Annotated in this window: 16 protein-coding genes and 2 pseudogenes; 10 read left to right on the forward strand and 8 right to left on the reverse strand. The window is 35.8% G+C overall.

Translation table 11 applies throughout. The features are described from left to right. The first annotated feature begins 23 nt into the window (after positions 1-23). From AAGD72_RS03225 to lepA, 3 genes are all read left to right on the forward strand, one after another. On the forward strand, positions 24-200 hold the full coding sequence (locus tag AAGD72_RS03225; RefSeq protein WP_182309489.1) for a hypothetical protein: 177 nt from the start codon (positions 24-26) through the stop codon (positions 198-200). Positions 201-727: 527 nt separating this feature from the next. Next, positions 728-2,131 (forward strand): malonyl-CoA decarboxylase, encoded by a 1,404-nt coding sequence (locus AAGD72_RS03230; protein ID WP_341814567.1) that lies wholly within the window; start codon positions 728-730, stop codon positions 2,129-2,131. Between the two features lie 75 nt (positions 2,132-2,206). Continuing rightward, the gene (gene lepA / locus AAGD72_RS03235; RefSeq protein ID WP_341814568.1) at positions 2,207-4,003 is read left to right on the forward strand and encodes a translation elongation factor 4; all 1,797 of its coding nucleotides are present in this window, start codon (positions 2,207-2,209) and stop codon (positions 4,001-4,003) included. Between the two features lie 343 nt (positions 4,004-4,346). Here the strand turns inward: lepA and AAGD72_RS03240 are convergent, their stop codons facing one another. Then, complete coding sequence (locus AAGD72_RS03240; RefSeq protein WP_341810636.1) at positions 4,347-4,490, reverse strand: hypothetical protein; 144 nt, start codon at positions 4,488-4,490, stop codon at positions 4,347-4,349. A 207-nt stretch (positions 4,491-4,697) separates the two neighbouring features. Here AAGD72_RS03240 and AAGD72_RS03245 point away from each other — a divergent pair, with 207 nt between their 5' ends. From AAGD72_RS03245 to AAGD72_RS03255, 3 genes are all read left to right on the forward strand, one after another. Beyond that, a complete protein-coding gene (locus tag AAGD72_RS03245; RefSeq protein ID WP_341814569.1) occupies positions 4,698-5,654 on the forward strand; it encodes an IS5 family transposase in 957 nt (318 codons plus the stop codon). 417 nt (positions 5,655-6,071) lie between these two features. Beyond that, on the forward strand, positions 6,072-6,293 hold the full coding sequence (locus AAGD72_RS03250; RefSeq protein WP_155969355.1) for a hypothetical protein: 222 nt from the start codon (positions 6,072-6,074) through the stop codon (positions 6,291-6,293). A 43-nt stretch (positions 6,294-6,336) separates the two neighbouring features. Beyond that, positions 6,337-8,922: a hypothetical protein gene (locus AAGD72_RS03255; protein WP_341814570.1), complete on the forward strand. Its 2,586-nt coding sequence runs from the start codon at positions 6,337-6,339 to the stop codon at positions 8,920-8,922. Between the two features lie 204 nt (positions 8,923-9,126). Here the strand turns inward: AAGD72_RS03255 and uvrB are convergent, their stop codons facing one another. Together uvrB and AAGD72_RS03265 are read right to left on the reverse strand one after the other, a co-directional pair. Further along, positions 9,127-11,034 (reverse strand): excinuclease ABC subunit UvrB, encoded by a 1,908-nt coding sequence (uvrB, locus tag AAGD72_RS03260; RefSeq protein WP_341814571.1) that lies wholly within the window; start codon positions 11,032-11,034, stop codon positions 9,127-9,129. A 395-nt stretch (positions 11,035-11,429) separates the two neighbouring features. Continuing rightward, positions 11,430-11,702, reverse strand: a pseudogene (locus AAGD72_RS03265) (transposase); the annotation flags it as partial. Positions 11,703-11,835: 133 nt separating this feature from the next. Here AAGD72_RS03265 and AAGD72_RS06370 point away from each other — a divergent pair. The 4 genes and pseudogenes from AAGD72_RS06370 (at position 11,836) to AAGD72_RS03275 (ending at position 12,908) form a co-directional block, all read left to right on the forward strand. Then, positions 11,836-12,009 carry a hypothetical protein gene (locus AAGD72_RS06370; protein WP_010082315.1) on the forward strand — a complete coding sequence of 58 codons (174 nt, stop codon included), beginning with the start codon at positions 11,836-11,838 and terminating at the stop codon, positions 12,007-12,009. 167 nt (positions 12,010-12,176) lie between these two features. Further along, complete coding sequence (locus AAGD72_RS06375) at positions 12,177-12,332, forward strand: transposase (RefSeq protein WP_369408983.1); 156 nt, start codon at positions 12,177-12,179, stop codon at positions 12,330-12,332. Between the two features lie 5 nt (positions 12,333-12,337). Then, a pseudogene (locus AAGD72_RS06380) lies at positions 12,338-12,648 on the forward strand (transposase). Between the two features lie 41 nt (positions 12,649-12,689). Continuing rightward, positions 12,690-12,908: a transposase gene (locus tag AAGD72_RS03275; protein ID WP_182321042.1), complete on the forward strand. Its 219-nt coding sequence runs from the start codon at positions 12,690-12,692 to the stop codon at positions 12,906-12,908. Between the two features lie 344 nt (positions 12,909-13,252). Here AAGD72_RS03275 and AAGD72_RS03280 read toward each other — a convergent pair whose 3' ends face one another. The 5 genes from AAGD72_RS03280 to AAGD72_RS03300 form a co-directional block, all read right to left on the reverse strand. Next, positions 13,253-13,630 (reverse strand): cytochrome c-type biogenesis protein CcmH, encoded by a 378-nt coding sequence (locus AAGD72_RS03280; protein ID WP_182321044.1) that lies wholly within the window; start codon positions 13,628-13,630, stop codon positions 13,253-13,255. After that, entirely contained in the window at positions 13,614-14,654 is a 1,041-nt protein-coding gene (locus AAGD72_RS03285) for a hypothetical protein (RefSeq protein ID WP_015589262.1), read from the reverse strand. The genes AAGD72_RS03280 and AAGD72_RS03285 overlap by 17 nt, the downstream gene beginning before the upstream one ends. A gap of 7 nt (positions 14,655-14,661) precedes the next feature. Continuing rightward, positions 14,662-15,009 carry a ferredoxin family 2Fe-2S iron-sulfur cluster binding protein gene (locus AAGD72_RS03290; RefSeq protein WP_012673282.1) on the reverse strand — a complete coding sequence of 116 codons (348 nt, stop codon included), beginning with the start codon at positions 15,007-15,009 and terminating at the stop codon, positions 14,662-14,664. Between the two features lie 96 nt (positions 15,010-15,105). Then, the gene (locus AAGD72_RS03295) at positions 15,106-15,228 is read right to left on the reverse strand and encodes a hypothetical protein (RefSeq protein WP_007549233.1); all 123 of its coding nucleotides are present in this window, start codon (positions 15,226-15,228) and stop codon (positions 15,106-15,108) included. A 719-nt stretch (positions 15,229-15,947) separates the two neighbouring features. Beyond that, positions 15,948-16,904 (reverse strand): IS5 family transposase, encoded by a 957-nt coding sequence (locus AAGD72_RS03300; RefSeq protein ID WP_341814572.1) that lies wholly within the window; start codon positions 16,902-16,904, stop codon positions 15,948-15,950. Positions 16,905-17,095: the final 191 nt, after the last annotated feature.

Consider the following 17,095-nt stretch of genomic DNA (forward strand, 5'->3'; position numbering starts at 1 on the left):
ATAAATATTAAGAAATTTACCAAATGAAAAAAAAGGCAAAAGAAACCCTGGGGTTATTATCCGCTTTAAAATATTGGCGTTTTTTATGTTTTAAACGCTTGACAAGCGAGATTCAGCCGCTTTTAATTGCAACTAACCTACGCTGCAAATGTTTAAGAAATTTACTAAGCAGAAAAAAAGACAAAGAATCCCCGAGTTAGCTAGTCTTTTACTATCTCTGTCGAGTATTGGCATTTTTTGATGTCTTGTAACGCTTTATAAGCGCGTTCAGCTTATTTAGATAAAAATCTAGATGTAGATGAAGTTTTGTAAAGACATACAGTATCTATATACTGCAAAAAATTGAACATAAGACGCCGATACATTAAGTAATCCTTACCTTTTAATCTGCAGATTGGCGAAAGCAAATACAATAGCTTCAGTTTCATGATAAGGGGGCTGGCGGAGTTTGTCAAGTAAGTTTTTGTTTCTACTGAATGACAGTTGTGGCTTGGGAGGTAGTGCAAGAAGTCTATTGTATTACTGAATCATTAATAATTCAGTAATAGTGCCTGCTATGTAGCTAAAATTTTCCTTTAACTTAAGCTATATGTAGCTAAAATAACTTGGGTTTACCGACGATTTGACAAACGACAAATTCGTCATCCCGCTACTTGTTAGCGGGATCTAGAGATATCGCGGCGGTATGACCCTGACTTGCATTAGCTATGTATAATAAAGGGAATCTATGACAAAAGAATCATTGGTAAAAACTGATATAGTGAAAGTTGAAGACAAAAAGGCGGTAAGAAGCTTTTTTAAAATACTAGGTGGAGTGGCAGATGCTGTAAGATCGTGGATTGGTAACATCAGTCCTGATTTAAGCAACAGTCGCGATATCGATAGTTTAGTCTTGAAGATGAACGAGTGCTTAAATCCAAAGGGAGGGGAGGTTTCAGCACGTAAGAACGCTGTATCTCTTGGTAACCTGTACTTGAGCTTATCAGAGAAAGGTAAAATAAAATTTCTACAAACCCTGGCAGAAAAATTTAATCCGAATAAAGCGGAAATAGATGAGAAAATTAAAGAGTATAAGAAAAACCAAGATCCCGAGTTAAACTATAAATTTGAACAGGATTTAATAAAAATTCTTGAATCACCGCGTTCTAAAATATTGAAGCAATTTATTTCTCTACCAGAAGGCCTTAAGTTTATTGTTGATATGCGTTCTGATGTGCTTAAGCTAAAAAACCAACATAGAAGCTTGAATCCACTAGAGAACGAATTAAAAAATATACTCTATACTTGGGTTGATGTTGATCTACTCGATCTTCGTCAAATCACTTGGGATTCATCTGCATCATTGTTAGAAAAACTTATAAAATATGAGGCTGTGCATAAAATTTCCTCTTGGGGCGACCTAAAAAACAGACTAGATTCTGATCGTCTCTGTTTTGCTTTTTTTCATTACAAGATACCAAACGAACCTCTAATTTTTGTAGAGGTTGCATTGGTGGATAAGATTGCAGATAGCATTCAACACCTTTTAGATGAGTCAGTACCTTCAAATGATCCGAGTAATGCAAGCACTGCTATATTCTATTCAATATCAAACACTCAAGCAGGGTTATCTGGAATCAGCCTTGGTAATTTTTTGATCAAAAGGGTTGTAGAAAAGCTATCACAGGAGTTTAAAAGTATAAAAACATATGCAACTCTTTCTCCAATACCTGGCTTTACGAAATGGCTAAAAAACAATCTAAACCAAGATGTCACTTTATTGGGCAAACTAAACATAAAACAATCTAGTGCAGAAATTTTAGAAAGTGCAGAGCAATTAAAAACTAATGTTGAATGTACAAATGAAACTAAACAATACATGCTTAAACTATGTGCATATTATTTACTAAAAGTGAATAATAGTAATGGAAATACTTATGACCCGGTGGCGCATTTTCATTTAAGCAATGGTGCATCGATAAAACAACTAAACTGGATGGCGGATACTTCTGAAAAGGGCATTAGTCAGTCGGCTGGAATGATGGTAAATTATCTGTATGAGTTGCCTAAAATAGATAATAATCATGAAAACTATATGGTTAATAAAGTGATTTCCTGCTCGAAAAAAGTGTCGTCTATGTTGAAGGAGTAAATAGTCTCTTAATAAAGGATTGCCCTCACAACACTTAAAATGTAAAATGGTTCTACTTAAGTAAAATAGCCATAAATGAACAACATAAGAAATTTTGCAATAATAGCGCATATAGACCACGGTAAGTCAACGCTTGCTGACCGTTTAATAGAGGAATGTAACGGCCTTGAAGCAAGAGAAATGATCAATCAAATACTCGATTCAATGGATATAGAGCGTGAACGTGGCATTACAATTAAAGCACAGACGGTAAAACTTAATTATACGGCAAACGACGGTAATCAATATTGCCTAAATCTCATGGACACCCCAGGTCACGTTGACTTTTCTTACGAGGTAAGTCGAAGCTTAGCAGCGTGCGAAGGTTCACTTTTAGTGGTAGATAGTAGCCAGGGCGTTGAAGCACAAACCCTTGCAAATGTATATAAAGCTATTGACAACAACCATGAAATAATAGTTGTGCTCAATAAAGTTGATCTTCCTGCTGCAGATCCAGAAGGGGTAAAACTCCAGGTTGAGGAAATAATCGGTATTGATGCAAGTGAGTCAGTTTTAATATCAGCAAAAACTGGACTTGGAATAAAAGATGTACTGGAAGCAATAGTAGCAAAACTTCCAGCTCCTCAAGGTGATGTAAATGCTCCATTGCAAGCAATTTTAGTTGATAGTTGGTATGACACTTACTTAGGAGTAGTAATTTTAGTGCGAGTTAAAAATGGAGTGCTAAAAAAAGGCATGAGAATTGTTATGATGTCTAATAATGCTACATATCAGATAGATAATATCGGTATTTTCACCCCTAAAAAAGTGATGACGGGTGAACTTTCAGCGGGTGAAGTTGGTTTTATAACTGCTTCAATGAAGGAAGTAGCAGACTGCAAGGTAGGGGACACTATCACTGAGGAAAAGAGACCTTGTAGTAAAGCACTTCCTGGATTTAAAGAAGTGCATCCTGTGGTATTTTGTAGCATTTTTCCTCATAAAACGGATGATTTTAAATATCTAAGAGAAGCTCTAGAAAAGTTACATTTAAATGATGCAAGTTTTACCTTCGAAGCTGAAACTTCAAATGCACTAGGCTATGGATTTCGTTGTGGTTTTTTGGGAATGTTGCATCTTGAAGTTATTCAAGAAAGACTCGAAAGAGAGTTTGATTTAGATCTAACAGCAACTGCGCCGAGTGTTATATATAGGGTTACAACACGAAGTGGTGAAGTTTTGAATATTCATAACCCAAGTGATATGCCAGATCCAACGAAAATTGAAATTGTGGAAGAACCATGGATTACCGCAACCATAATGGTCCCTGACCAATACTTGGGAGAGATTCTATCTCTATGTGAAGAAAGGAGGGGAGAACAGGAGGATTTATCTTACATTGGTAACACAACAACAGCATTGTTAAGATATAAATTACCACTGTCTGAAGTTGTTTTTGACTTTTATGATCGATTAAAATCAATTTCCAAAGGATATGCAAGTTTGGATTGGGAAATTTCCAGCTATCTGGTAAGTCAAATAGATAAATTAAGCTTTTTAATTAATGGAGAGCCCGTAGATGCACTGGCTTGTATCGTTCACAAAAGTAGGGCAGAAAAAAGAGGGCGTGAAATATGTGCACGCTTGAAGGATCTAATACCACGTCAGCAATATAAAATCGCGATTCAAGCGGCAGTGGGCGGGAAAATTATTGCCAGAGAAACGATTAATCCATATAGAAAAGATGTAACAGCTAAACTCTATGGTGGAGATGTAACGCGAAGAATGAAACTACTTGAAAAGCAAAAGAAGGGTAAAAAAAGGTTACATTCTATAGGGAACGTAAATATTCCACAGAATGCTTTTATTCAAGCCTTGAAGATAAGTGATTGATCTTAAAAGACTTCTTGTATAGTTTTTGGCAACAACCGTTAGAAACGAAAAAACTTACTTGACAAACTCCGCCAACCCCCTTATCATGAAACTGAAGCTATTTATTTATCTTCGCAATCTGTGCAGGTTAATGACAAAAAACTTAGGGTATTTGGCGTCTCATGTTTAATTTTTCGCACTACGTGCATCGCATGTCTTTAAAAATTTTTAGGTTTTTACCTATATAAGCCGAAACGCGCTTACAAAGCGTTTAAGACAGCAAAAAACGTCAAATTGACAAGGGAGAATTTGAATGCTAGCTACTACGGGGTTTCTTTGCCTTTTTTCCTGCTTAGTAAATTTCTTAAACACTTGCGGTGTAGGTTAGTTGCAAGTTAAAAGCAGCTAAATCGCTCTTAATCAAGCGTTTTAGAATAAAAAAACGCCGATATTTTAGTACATAGTAAATAGCCAACCACCACGGGGCTTCTTTTGCCTTTTTTTTCATTTGGTAAATTTCTTAATGTTTATGGCTAAACGACAACCGTCATCCCGCTACTTGTTAGCGGCTGAGATACCGCGGCGGTATGACGTAGGACTGCTGTCATCCCAGTGCTTGACACTGGGATGGCTTTGTTGCATAGCAACTGAAAAAATCTGGTGGCTACTGACAAAATTCATTATAAAATAGCCATTTAACCTTGAAAGAAAAAATATGCCACAAAAAATGAGGGTCAGTAACCATAGCGAATATAACAAATTTCTAGAAAAAAGAGGAAATATTTTTCATTATATCAACGAAGCCATAGAAAAGTGGTACGAGAATGGTCCAAAAATACCAGGTGGCAACAATATTTATAGCGATAAAGTTGTAATTTTGGTGCACATAATAACTTGTTTATTTAGAATAGGCCTGAGGCAAACAGTTGGGTTTATAGCAGGATACCTTGAGCAAATTGGGAAAAATTTGCAAGTTATCAGCTATTCACAATCATCAAGAAGGTTTAAGAAACTTAATATTAAGATCAATGATTGCAGAATTGATAAAAATAATATGGAAGATATCGAAATTGCTATAGACAGTACAGGAATTAGTATATACAACAACACTCCTGGTCATAGCAAGGAAAATAGCGAAGATAGAAAGTATCGCAGCTATGAACAGACAAGAAAATTGCATGTAATGTTGAATACAAACAGCAAAAAAGCCATAGCTGTAAAATACAGTAATGGTGTCTACTCTGATCACTATGGAGCTTGTGATTTGCTAAAAGAAGTCGATTTTCAGTATGTCATAAAAGTACTATATGCAGATAGGGCATATGATAGAGAAAAGCTCTATAAGCTGTGTAATCAATATGGTATAAAAACGAAAATTCCTCCGAAAAACAACGCAGCAGAGCATCCAAAATTGGATTATATGCTTGATAGAAATGCCGCTATTCAGTTAATGAAATTACATGGTGAGAATGGTATAAAAAGATGGAAAGAAGAAGTAAATTACGGAAAAAGATCGTATATTGAAGGATTTTTCTCAAGGTTGAAGCGAATATTTGGGTTTAGTTTTAGGAGCAAATCTGAGATTAATCGTGAGAAGGAACTACTTGTTAAATGCTATTTGCTCAATAAGTTCACTGATATTGGTATGGCTAAATTTGAGATAGCTTCATAAATTTATTGTGCGTTACCTACTATCCGAAGAGCGATGCAACAAAGCCATCCCAGTGTCTGGGCACTGGGATGACACCTATGGGTATTTGGTATGACATAAAGAAACACGAGTGTCATTCAGCATCTTTTTTTGTCATTCCAGCGCGTGACGATGGAATCCAGACTGTGCATTGGGTTTGATAAATGTAGGGTTTTATGTTAAAAAGGAGCGTTTTTGATGAAATTGCAAAAAAGACTAGATCCCAGTGTCTGGGCACTGGGATGACAAGAAAGGGTAGCGCGTGACGCTGGAATCTTGAAAGTTGAGTTTTATGAAAAAGAGTGAATAAAGTTTTTTTAAAAAAAATATAAAAAAATGCTTGCACTTAATTTTATTTTTAGTATATTAGTTACATAATATTTTTACTTAGGAGGCAATATGCATAGCGGTAATGATAAAAAAGGTTTTGATGCTGAAAAGTGGAAGCGTGAGAATACAGCACCAGGTGGTGGAAAATTACTTTCGGTGGAAAAAGAAAGGTTTGATGATCATCGTGATACAGCTAGGAAAATAGAAGAAAGGAAACGTCAGTCTGAGCAGCCTAGCAGTTCTATGAGCGGGTCAAGCTCTAGTGGAGTTGGTAGCGGTAACAAAAGGTAGTAATAAAGAATAGTTGTTGTAATTTAAAAATGGGGAGGTTGGTATGCCTAATAGAGAAACAGTAAGAGCATTGGTTAGTGCTTTTAATGTACATAATTATGCTCGTAATACAGTTAAAACTAATTTTACGCTGCAAAGCAGGGGCAAGGAGGACTATATTGTAGTCTCATTTGATAAGAGTATGGGTACGTATCAGTGTAGAAGATATCTGGACAGTATAAAAAGGAAGATAATACGTGAATTCTACGGCATTGAAAAAGGTAATAAAGCAGAAATATTGGATACAGCTAAGCTAATTTTTGATGTTAATTCTTTTCCGTTTGAAAACTATAAAGATGTTGAATCTTTTCCACTTAAGAACTATAAAGGAGATTGGTTCGTAGATAAACAAGGTAGTATTAAGTTTGTAACACCTATAGATAAGGGCGTGATTTTTAATTTGAAGTCTCACTTGGCTTCTTCACTTAAAAAGGATGTTCTAGAAGATATGCAAATTAGCAGCACAACTGTACCATTTAATAAGGGAGAATATTTGTGTTGTTCTAAATTTGATAATAAAGAATTAAGTCAGCAATTTAAGAGTAAGTTTTTATCAAGGATGAGAGAAAGATATGAAAATGTTCCTAAGAAGCCTTTAGAGGTTAATGGTAAAGACAATAGTGTATATATCAAAGATGTTTTTGATAACGCTCGTTTTATTGATAGTGTAACACGGTATAAGGCATGGCTTGTAGGTATGTATCTTGGAGTTGAAAGTAGTGCTAATTATAAAGTGAAGTTATTTAAAGATATGATAATAGAATCTATTGGTCAAGCGACAAGAGTGACAGTGGCTGGCTTTATTCGTAATTTCCCTTTAAATGAAAAAACAGCCAAAATTCTTATACCTGTTGTATTAGATAATGGAGAGCCTAGGATATTAGCAAGTGAAGAAGCTCTTAAACTAAGTTATGCATTCAATTATGCTGTATTTAATAATCTTTATAGTAAAGTTCAAGCAGAATTACCAATATGTGGAAACAGTGGAATATATGGCATAGACTTTTCTAATAAAGAAATTTCTCACTGTGTGATAACCAAAATAATAAAAAACTCTGTAATCAACAAAGACCATGAATTGTCCATTGACCCTGAGCTTCGTTTTCGAGCATTGTCGCGATCACCATCGACTGAACTGTTAGATATGAAATTGGAGTCTCCCACGTGTAGTCAGGGTGTAGCATCAAAGGATTCTCCCAGGCAAGGATCAGAAAGAGAGGGAGGAAAAGGGGGGCTGTTTCAGTTGGTGCCGGGGAAAATAGATTCAAGTCAATCCACTGGTGATCAATCACAGCTATCTTTATCGATTCCTTCTCCTATAGCATGGAATGATTCAATGTCCTTAAATTCTGTGGCTTCTAATGAGGAATCTGAAAAACAGCAAGTTACTGATGAAAGTGATCGAAAAAGTAGTGATGAGTATTCTGAAGCAAAGTCACAAGATGCCGTAAGCAAGCCAAATGTGCCCGGGGACCGTAATTCTAAAATTTCTAAAGATAGTGGTTTCGAGTCGCTTGAGCGGCCACAGTCGAATTCTTCTATCACTACTAGTACTGTTCCAGGGATATCTGAATCAAGGAAAGATCTAAATCCTCCCGTAGACAATAAGCGGCCACAGTCACTGCCACTTGCGGATTTTTCTACTTATGCTAGTAATAAAACAGTAAAAGCTTTTTTGTGTTTTCTAGATTATTTTTCTTCTCCTGAAGGGAAGAAGCAACTACCCTTACTTCTTTCTTCTGAGGCGGGAAAGCAGTTATCCTCGATTTCGGATCCTCGTGAACAGGAAAACCTACTAGACTTTCTTTTTTCTACTGAGGGGAATAAGCAACTATGCTCGCTTTTTTCTTCTGAGAATAAACAACAACTGCATTCACTTTTTTCTCCTAAGGGAAAAGAGCTGCTGTTTTCACCTTCTCCTGAGGGGCAAAAGACGATACCTTTAGTTCTTTCTCCTGAAGGGAAGGAGCGATTACCCTTACTTTTGTCTCCTGAGGGAGAGCAAATATCCAAACCTTTCTCTCCTGAGGCAGGCAATATAATATCCTTACTTATTTGTTCTCGTGTAGAACCTAAAAATATGTCACACCGTTCATTTCGTGACAAATTAGCAAAATGGCTTCACCGTAATTCTTCACTCTCAAAAGTGGCTTCTTCTCAAGAAAAACCTCTTACTAATGACGAGAAGAAGGAACTACGCCCATTTCTTTGTCCTAAGCTGCAGAAGAAACTAGATTCCAACTCTCTTGAGGATGCACAGTTAAAATACTTGCTGTATACTCCTGGTGGGAGAAAGAAGCTAAACTTACTCCTTTCTTCTCCTGAGAAGGAGGGAAAGCAACTACTCTCAGATTTACAAAAAGTTGGTGGTAACGCTTCTACAAGTTTTGCAGATAGTGGTTGTTATTCAGGATCGTCTTCACAAAAATCGACTAGTGATACTGGAAGTGATGAAGATGGACTAGAAGCTAGTGGTGGGTTTTCGCAGAGTGGTAAGTCTTCGGTCTCATCGAGCCCCAGTTCTGAGTCGGTCTCCTCTGTTATAGAAGAAGTCAGAGTTGGTAGTTCTTTCTCTTTGAAGGGTAAGTAATTTAGGTTTATTAATCTGATCTAATCCACTGCTCTCAGCCACCCAAGCGTTTTATTAGCTGACCCTGAAAGCACTGGTGTTAGTTTTTCTTGTCCATTGTAAGTATTGTGCGGTACTAAATATTTAAAAAGTATTAATATAAAGATATCAATAAAATTATTTACATTTTTACAATATGCACATTACATCATGTGTTATTTAACCTTACAATAATTTTTTTATTCTTGCTGCTTCTTCAAACTCTAAATTTTCAGCATGCTCTATCATTTGCTTTCTCAAATCATCCTTATTAATATTTACTTTCGGTTCTGCTATTGCCCTCTCCTGTAAGGTGTTTGATATAGGTTTTATTATAGTCTTCGGGATAATATTGTGCAATATATTATGTTCTTCTTGTTTTTTTCTTCTTCTTTCGGTCTCTCTTAATGCACGGTCCAGAGAACCAGTGATTTTATCTGCATACAAAATTACTCTACCTTCAGCATTACGTGCAGCACGACCAATCGTTTGAATTAATGAAGTTTCCGATCGCAAAAATCCTTCTTTATCAGCATCCAAAATTGCAACCAACCCACACTCTGGAATATCAAGACCTTCCCTAAGCAAGTTAACACCTACTAAAACATCGATTTCTTTAGATCTCAATTTGTATATAATTTCTATTCTCTCCAGCGCAGCAATATCAGAATGCAAATAACTCACTCTCATATTCAATTCACTCATATATTCAGCTAAATTTTCAGCCATCTTTTTCGTCAATGTAGTGATTAAAACACAAAATCCCTTCCCTATTGTCACTTGTGCCTCATGAATTACATCATCAATTTGACTCTCTATTGGTTTTACAATGCAGATTGGGTCTGTAAGCCCTGTTGGACGGATAACTTGCTCTATAAATACATTATTGGTCTTTGCCAACTCATACTTTCCTGGAGTGGCTGAAATGTAAACAGTCTGCGGCCTAACTCCCTCCCACTCTTCAAATTTTAATGGACGATTATCAAAAGCGGAAGGGAGCCTGAAGCCATAGTCGATCAATTTCTTTTTACGCGCCTCATTACCACTGTACATCGCACCAACCTGAGGAACGGTGACATGACTCTCATCAACAAATAAAATTACGTCTTTGGGTAAATATTCAAACAAAGTAGGCGGTGGATCCCCAGCTTCCATTCCATAGAGATAACGCGAATAATTTTCAATACCTTTACATATTCCTGTTGTTCTCATCATTTCGATATCAAAATTAGTGCGTTGCTCGAGGCGCTTTGCTTCAACAATCTTGTTTTGCGAGTAGTAATAATCCAAGCGTTCATGCAGCTCTTTTTTGACTAGTTCAATTGCCTGCAACAAAGCCTCACGCGGGGTTATGTAATAGCTATTTGGAAAAATGGTGATTTTATTTACGCCTTTGGTAACATTGCCCGTTATAGCATCAACTTCAGAAATTTCTTCTATTTCATCGCCAAATAACGATAAACGCCAAGCTTTATTTTCATAATGGGAAGGAAATATATCAACAATATCGCCGCGCACTCTGAAATATCCTCTCTCAAACCTGGCATCAGAGCGCTTGTATTGAAGATCAGTTAAGTTGCTCAGGAAATCATTAATACGAATTTTATTTCCAACACTAAGCGGTATGATCATGCTGCGGTAGCTCTCAGGCGAACCAAGACCGTATATGCAGGAAACACTGGCAACTACGATCGTATCCCTGCGCTCCAAAAGGGAGCAGACGGTGGAATAACGCAGCATCTCAATTCTTTCGTTAATTGCAGAATCTTTTTCGATATAAGTATCAGTTTGTGGTAAATAGGCTTCAGGTTGATAATAATCATAATAAGAAATGAAGTATTCAACAGCATTATGGGGAAACAATCCTTTCATTTCCTCATAAAGCTGTGCTGCTAAAGTTTTATTGTGTGCCATAATTAATGCAGGCCTGTTTGTCCTTGCAATAACATTTGCCATAGTAAAAGTTTTCCCAGAACCAGTAACTCCAAGCAAAACCTGATCTCTTTTATTGCTATTTAGCCCTGCAATTAAGCTATTGATTGCCTGTGGTTGATCCCCAGCCGGTTGAAAATGTGTAGCGATTTGAAATTCCATAGACTTTACTTACTATCTTTGATTCATTGTATAGTAAACACTATATTGCTTTTAAGATAAGTTGTATAGCTATCGTAAAGCCATAAAACATTAACCAACAATGTCATGCAAGTAGCTGACACTGGAATCTTGTTTCAATGTTAAACAAAATACCATAGAATTCAAGAAGACAATTCCTAAAAAATCCCTACATCCAAAAAAAGGCAAAATGCTGCTTGAATAAGCTAAATTTTTTTAGATGCAAAAACAATAAAACATAGTTGATACTAAAGTTATAGTACTCCTATGACAACGTTACAAAAATTAAGGAAATGGATAGCTCTGATCAATTGGAATAGTATTTTCAGGTACCGGTGGTCAATATGACATTTTTAAAATAAAGATTTAGAACCTGTTTAAAATCTTCTCAATAGAAGAGAAATGAAGGAAAGAACGACCATTTGTAGGCTAGTGTTAAGTTTTCGCTCGCAATTTTTCCACAATCGTCTGCATTTTTCTAACCAAGCGAAAGATCGCTCTACAACCCATCTTTGTGGCAATACAGCAAAGGAATGTAATTCACTTCGTTTTATTACTTCTACAGTTGCTCCAATAATCGTTTTTATTTGAGTTGCAAAATTTTCTCCTGTATAACCTGCATCGACCAGTATATTTTTAACTTCCGAGAGGTTTTCTTTTGCGCTTTCAACCATTCTCACAGCACTGCTAACCCCAGTTGTAAATTAGAAAAAATAAAAAAGGTAAGGAAATAGGGTAAACTCCGAGGTATTTGATATTCATTCCTAAAATAGGAGGTTACCAATGAAAGAAAAAGTAACAGAAATCTTTTGTATAGTCGATGATTTTTGCAATACAGTCGATGAAAATTTTGCAGAAAAACTTCTACCAAGTGGCAAAAAACCAACCAGGACGCCAGAGATTACGCATTCAGAGATTTTTACCATAATATTGCTATATCAAGTGCGACAATTTTAAAATTTTCTATGTGCATTATTTGAAATTATTATACGAATCAGCGTTTCCAAAATTGCCATCCTATAGTAGGTTTATTAGGCTAAAATCGCGGGTTTTATGGTATTTAGCGCTCTTAATGCAATGGTTTTGCGAACAGTCAAAAGTGACAGGGATTTCGTACATAATCTATCGCTGTTTGCCATCCAAAAAGGACCTCGAGAAACAAAGTTTTCAAAGGGTTGGCAAAGATTGGAAAGACTACTTATGGGTGGTTTTTCGGTACATCTAGTAATCAACGAAACTGGCGAAATTCAAGGGGTTACGGTGACAAAAGGCAACGTTGATACCTGTGCCAAATTTAACTCAGAAATTGACTGGATTATTGTTTAGAGATAAAGGATATATCAAAAAAGATCTTTTTCACGAATTATTCGATAGAGGGTTAAAGCTTGTAACCAGTATAAAAAGGGTATGAAAAACTCATTAATGGCGCTAAATGAGAAGATTTTGTTAAGAAAAAGATCGATTATTGAGACAGTTTTTGGCTCTCTGAAAAACAAATTTGAGATTGAGCATACTCGCCACAGATCACCGATAAATTTTTTGGTACACATTTTTTCTACGCTTGTTTCATATTCCATGCAGCCGCTGCATTTCTAAGCTTTACTTCGTTGGCTAATCCGCAACTGGGGTATATAGGGTTGACACCAAGGCAATATTCTTCTGGAAAAGTTGATCGGCATGGCAGCATATCAAAGATGGGACCAGCGGAATGTAGAAGTATGTTATATGAAGCTGCACAAACAATGCTTACAGTTACCAAGAGGACATTTAAATTAAAAAACTGGGGTTGCGAAGAAAAAAGGAATGAAAAAAGCAATTGTAGCAGTAGCAAGAAAATTAGCTGTAATTATGCATAGGATGTTGGTTGATAAAACAGAATTTTATTATCAATAAACATCAAAAGAGCATAGGACAATAATTTTATTGAAAATAAAGATAGCAATGCCGATGGAAGGGACAAGCAAGAACTTAGTTAGACTTCGTGGTAAATATGTTGCCGTCCACTTCCGCCTAACAAGTATAATGCGGCTTGACAAATTTATTGTCATCTCAGACCGCGGAGAGAACCATATGCTACTTTTAACTTATGTAAAATTACCAAGGATCATGGAGAAGATATGCTGTTTTGATTTGTGTGAAAATTATTGTTGACTTATGTGCAATTAGAGAACCTAAGTCACTTTAGCTATATATAAAAGGTTTAAGTGGTTGTATTGATGTATCTTTGTATTAAAAAACACCCAATAAGCAGAGTTGTAAGTGGAATAAACCACAAAATGTAAGTGCTAGGTGGTACGATTATAATTGAATTGCCGTAAGAATTTTTTAACTCTGAGATTATCTCTTCATCAGTGTATCCATCATTGATTTTTTTACGAATTGCTTCTCGCATATCATACGCGATCTGAGATCCAGATTCAGACAATGATTCGCCAGAACATATTGGACACCTTATTATTTCAAATAAACTTGTTGCTCGTTTTTCCATGCTTTTATCTCTGAGTTTATTATCCAGAGTAAAAGCGTTTACGCCTGAGTGGAATATCAATATGAAAAGTAAACTAACTACTGCTCTCATCCTTGGTTAATTGGGTTATTTTACTGAGCTGGTTCATAAAATCAGTGGTGGATAACTTTCCAATAAAGCTTGACCCTACATCATCATCGTACTTTATTGAAAATTGAATGCCATCATCAGTTGTTTTTTCTGATAAGGAAGACATTAATTTTTCAAACGCATCTGAAGTTTTTGAGTCACCAATCATAAACGAGATTAATTCTTTATAATTTGATATAGCCACGTTGATTTTGTCTTTAAATGAAGACGTAACCAAATTATAATTTCGCACTCCACCATCTGCAGCAAGAGAAAAATTATTACTTTGAATTAAAAATTTCTCTATGTTGAAATTAATTCTGGAAGCTGAGATGTGGTTTACAAATTCGTAATCAAATTTAGTGTCGATACTAAGGTAACTTTCAGGACTTGCAGTATTTTTATACCGATAAGTATAAAAATCAAATCCTAGTTTAGTATTTCCACTTGGTTCTTTATCGAGGTGAAATTGAATGTAATTGCTTTTATCATTCACTTCAGTTATAACACTTTGCTGATTTTCTAAAACATCACATTTTAATCCATAATCTTCGTAACGAAGTGTATCTATATAGTCTATCACGGTACTATTTTTGTTGAATCGCAATGAAGATGGTAAATCGTTTAGTCTAACAACAAAGTGGCTGCTATCGTTTGTGTGGCATTTTATATTCTTTTTCTCATCATCATGAACAGCAATGTTGACTTCATTGCTTGGTATGTAGATATATACTGATTTATCAAACAATCTATTTTTTATCAATAAAGCATCAGATGAGATGGTTAATTGCTCATTGGAAAATTTTGGGTTTGTCACACGGAAAATTAGGTTAGAAGGAAATCCACTAAAATCATGTGAAATATCAAATTTTTCGTCGTTAATGTATAGTATTGTTTCAGCTAAAAGATTTTTTACCTTACATGCAGAAAAATACCAAAAACCACTATACGCTACAGGAATAAACAAAAGTAAAGAGATGATAATATAGATAAAAATCTTACGCATGATTCCCCTATTTATCTAATGATATGTTTCTTGTACCCCTTGGTATGGTTACACACAAGCCGTCGATATCTTTTGTGATTTTTATTTGGCATCCAAGCCTCGACGTCTCTGTTAAGCCGAAAGCTAGGTCTAACATATCATTTTCCTCATCAGATATAGGGTTATGTATTTCTACAGCATTATAAAACTTTGGATCAACAATTACATGGCATGTAGAGCAAGCAAGAGAGCCTTCACATGCACCTTCAAGCAGATCTGGATCACTTCTATGGGCTAAATTGAGCAGAGTTTCTCCCTCTGCAGCTTCATAGCTTTTCTTACTCCCATCAGGTAAAATAAAAGTAACAGATGGCATATTATTCCTATTAAAATCCTTACTAATTTCTCTATATCCTACAGGTAATAACTAATATTTGCAAACTCTTTGCAATTCCAGTGCCTATATTTCTTGTTATCCAAGTAGCTCTTTGTTGTCATCCGAGTAGCTGACACTGGTTCCTTTATGACGGCAGTGCCCTCTTCTTGTCATCCCAGTGCCCTGATTACTTGGATCCAGAAAAAAGAATGGTGTCATGCAAGTAGCCTCCTTCTCCTGTCATCCGAGTAGCTGACACTGGGATGACACCCCACTTAACCGTCATACTGCCGCGGTATCTCTTAGCCGCTAACAAGCAGCGGGATAACGAGCTTATCGTCACGCCGTCGCGAACCGTCATACCGCCGCGAACCGTCATACCGCGATTCATTCGCGATATCTCAGCCGCTAACAAGAGATCCCGCTAACAAGCAGCGGGATGACGATTGTCGTTCAGCCATAAATATTAAGAAATTTACCAAATGAAAAAAAGGCAAAAGAAGCCCCGTGGTTGGCTAATTACTTACATTATACTTTCAAGTATGGCGTTTTTTTATTCTAAACGTTTAATAACCGCGATTCAGTTGCTTTTAAGCCGCAACTAATCTAAATTATAAACATTAAGAAATTTACTAAACAGAAAAAAAGGCAAAAGAAACCCTAGGGTAGCTAATTATTCACTATCCATTTTTTAAGTTGGCGTTTTTTAATGTTTTAAATGCTTTATAAGCGTATCTCAGCTTGTGTAGGTAAAAACCTAGAAATTTGATAAAGACATAAGGTGCACATAGTGCAAAAAATTAAACATGAGACGCCAGATACGTGAGTTTTTTTGTCATTTAATCTGTACAGAGAAGATAAATAAATAGCTTCAGTTTCATGATAAGGGGACGGCTTTGTTGCATCGCTCTTCGGATAGTAGGTAACGCACAATAAATTTATGAAGCTATCTCAAATTTAGCCATACCAATATCAGTGAACTTATTGAGCAAATAGCATTTAACAAGTAGTTCCTTCTCACGATTAATCTCAGATTTGCTCCTAAAACTAAACCCAAATATTCGCTTCAACCTTGAGAAAAATCCTTCAATATACGATCTTTTTCCGTAATTTACTTCTTCTTTCCATCTTTTTATACCATTCTCACCATGTAATTTCATTAACTGAATAGCGGCATTTCTATCAAGCATATAATCCAATTTTGGATGCTCTGCTGCGTTGTTTTTCGGAGGAATTTTCGTTTTTATACCATATTGATTACACAGCTTATAGAGCTTTTCTCTATCATATGCCCTATCTGCATATAGTACTTTTATGACATACTGAAAATCGACTTCTTTTAGCAAATCACAAGCTCCATAGTGATCAGAGTAGACACCATTACTGTATCTTACAGCTATGGCTTTTTTGCTGTTTGTATTCAACATTACATGCAATTTTCTTGTCTGTTCATAGCTGCGATACTTTCTATCTTCGCTATTTTCCTTGCTATGACCAGGAGTGTTGTTGTATATACTAATTCCTGTACTGTCTATAGCAATTTCGATATCTTCCATATTATTTTTATCAATTCTGCAATCATTGATCTTAATATTAAGTTTCTTAAACCTTCTTGATGATTGTGAATAGCTGATAACTTGCAAATTTTTCCCAATTTGCTCAAGGTATCCTGCTATAAACCCAACTGTTTGCCTCAGGCCTATTCTAAATAAACAAGTTATTATGTGCACCAAAATTACAACTTTATCGCTATAAATATTGTTGCCACCTGGTATTTTTGGACCATTCTCGTACCACTTTTCTATGGCTTCGTTGATATAATGAAAAATATTTCCTCTTTTTTCTAGAAATTTGTTATATTCGCTATGGTTACTGACCCTCATTTTTTGTGGCATATTTTTTCTTTCAAGGTTAAATGGCTATTTTATAATGAATTTTGTCAGTAGCCACCAGATTTTTTCAGTTGCTATGCAACAAAGCCATTCCAGTGTCAAGCACTGGAATGACACCGTTATAAAGGAACCAGTGTCAGCTACTTGAATGACACAGTCTTTGCTTAAACCCGTAACGTTCGTACATTTTGCTA

The organism is Wolbachia endosymbiont (group A) of Chalcis sispes, assembly GCF_964026765.1.
GTDB classification, from domain to species: domain Bacteria; phylum Pseudomonadota; class Alphaproteobacteria; order Rickettsiales; family Anaplasmataceae; genus Wolbachia; species Wolbachia pipientis.

Bases quoted from the DNA above. Each gene is read 5' to 3' on its own strand.
- AAGD72_RS03225 (WP_182309489.1), top strand. From the start codon at position 24: ATGAAAAAAAAGGCAAAAGAAACCCTGGGGTTATTATCCGCTTTAAAA.
- AAGD72_RS03230 (WP_341814567.1), top strand. From the start codon at position 728: ATGACAAAAGAATCATTGGTAAAAACTGATATAGTGAAAGTTGAAGAC.
- lepA (WP_341814568.1), top strand. From the start codon at position 2,207: ATGAACAACATAAGAAATTTTGCAATAATAGCGCATATAGACCACGGT.
- AAGD72_RS03240 (WP_341810636.1), bottom strand. From the start codon at position 4,490: ATGAAAAAAAAGGCAAAAGAAGCCCCGTGGTGGTTGGCTATTTACTAT.
- AAGD72_RS03245 (WP_341814569.1), top strand. From the start codon at position 4,698: ATGCCACAAAAAATGAGGGTCAGTAACCATAGCGAATATAACAAATTT.
- AAGD72_RS03250 (WP_155969355.1), top strand. From the start codon at position 6,072: ATGCATAGCGGTAATGATAAAAAAGGTTTTGATGCTGAAAAGTGGAAG.
- AAGD72_RS03255 (WP_341814570.1), top strand. From the start codon at position 6,337: ATGCCTAATAGAGAAACAGTAAGAGCATTGGTTAGTGCTTTTAATGTA.
- uvrB (WP_341814571.1), bottom strand. From the start codon at position 11,034: ATGGAATTTCAAATCGCTACACATTTTCAACCGGCTGGGGATCAACCA.
- AAGD72_RS06370 (WP_010082315.1), top strand. From the start codon at position 11,836: ATGAAAGAAAAAGTAACAGAAATCTTTTGTATAGTCGATGATTTTTGC.
- AAGD72_RS03280 (WP_182321044.1), bottom strand. From the start codon at position 13,630: ATGAGAGCAGTAGTTAGTTTACTTTTCATATTGATATTCCACTCAGGC.
- AAGD72_RS03285 (WP_015589262.1), bottom strand. From the start codon at position 14,654: ATGCGTAAGATTTTTATCTATATTATCATCTCTTTACTTTTGTTTATT.
- AAGD72_RS03290 (WP_012673282.1), bottom strand. From the start codon at position 15,009: ATGCCATCTGTTACTTTTATTTTACCTGATGGGAGTAAGAAAAGCTAT.
- AAGD72_RS03295 (WP_007549233.1), bottom strand. From the start codon at position 15,228: ATGACACCATTCTTTTTTCTGGATCCAAGTAATCAGGGCACTGGGATG.
- AAGD72_RS03300 (WP_341814572.1), bottom strand. From the start codon at position 16,904: ATGCCACAAAAAATGAGGGTCAGTAACCATAGCGAATATAACAAATTT.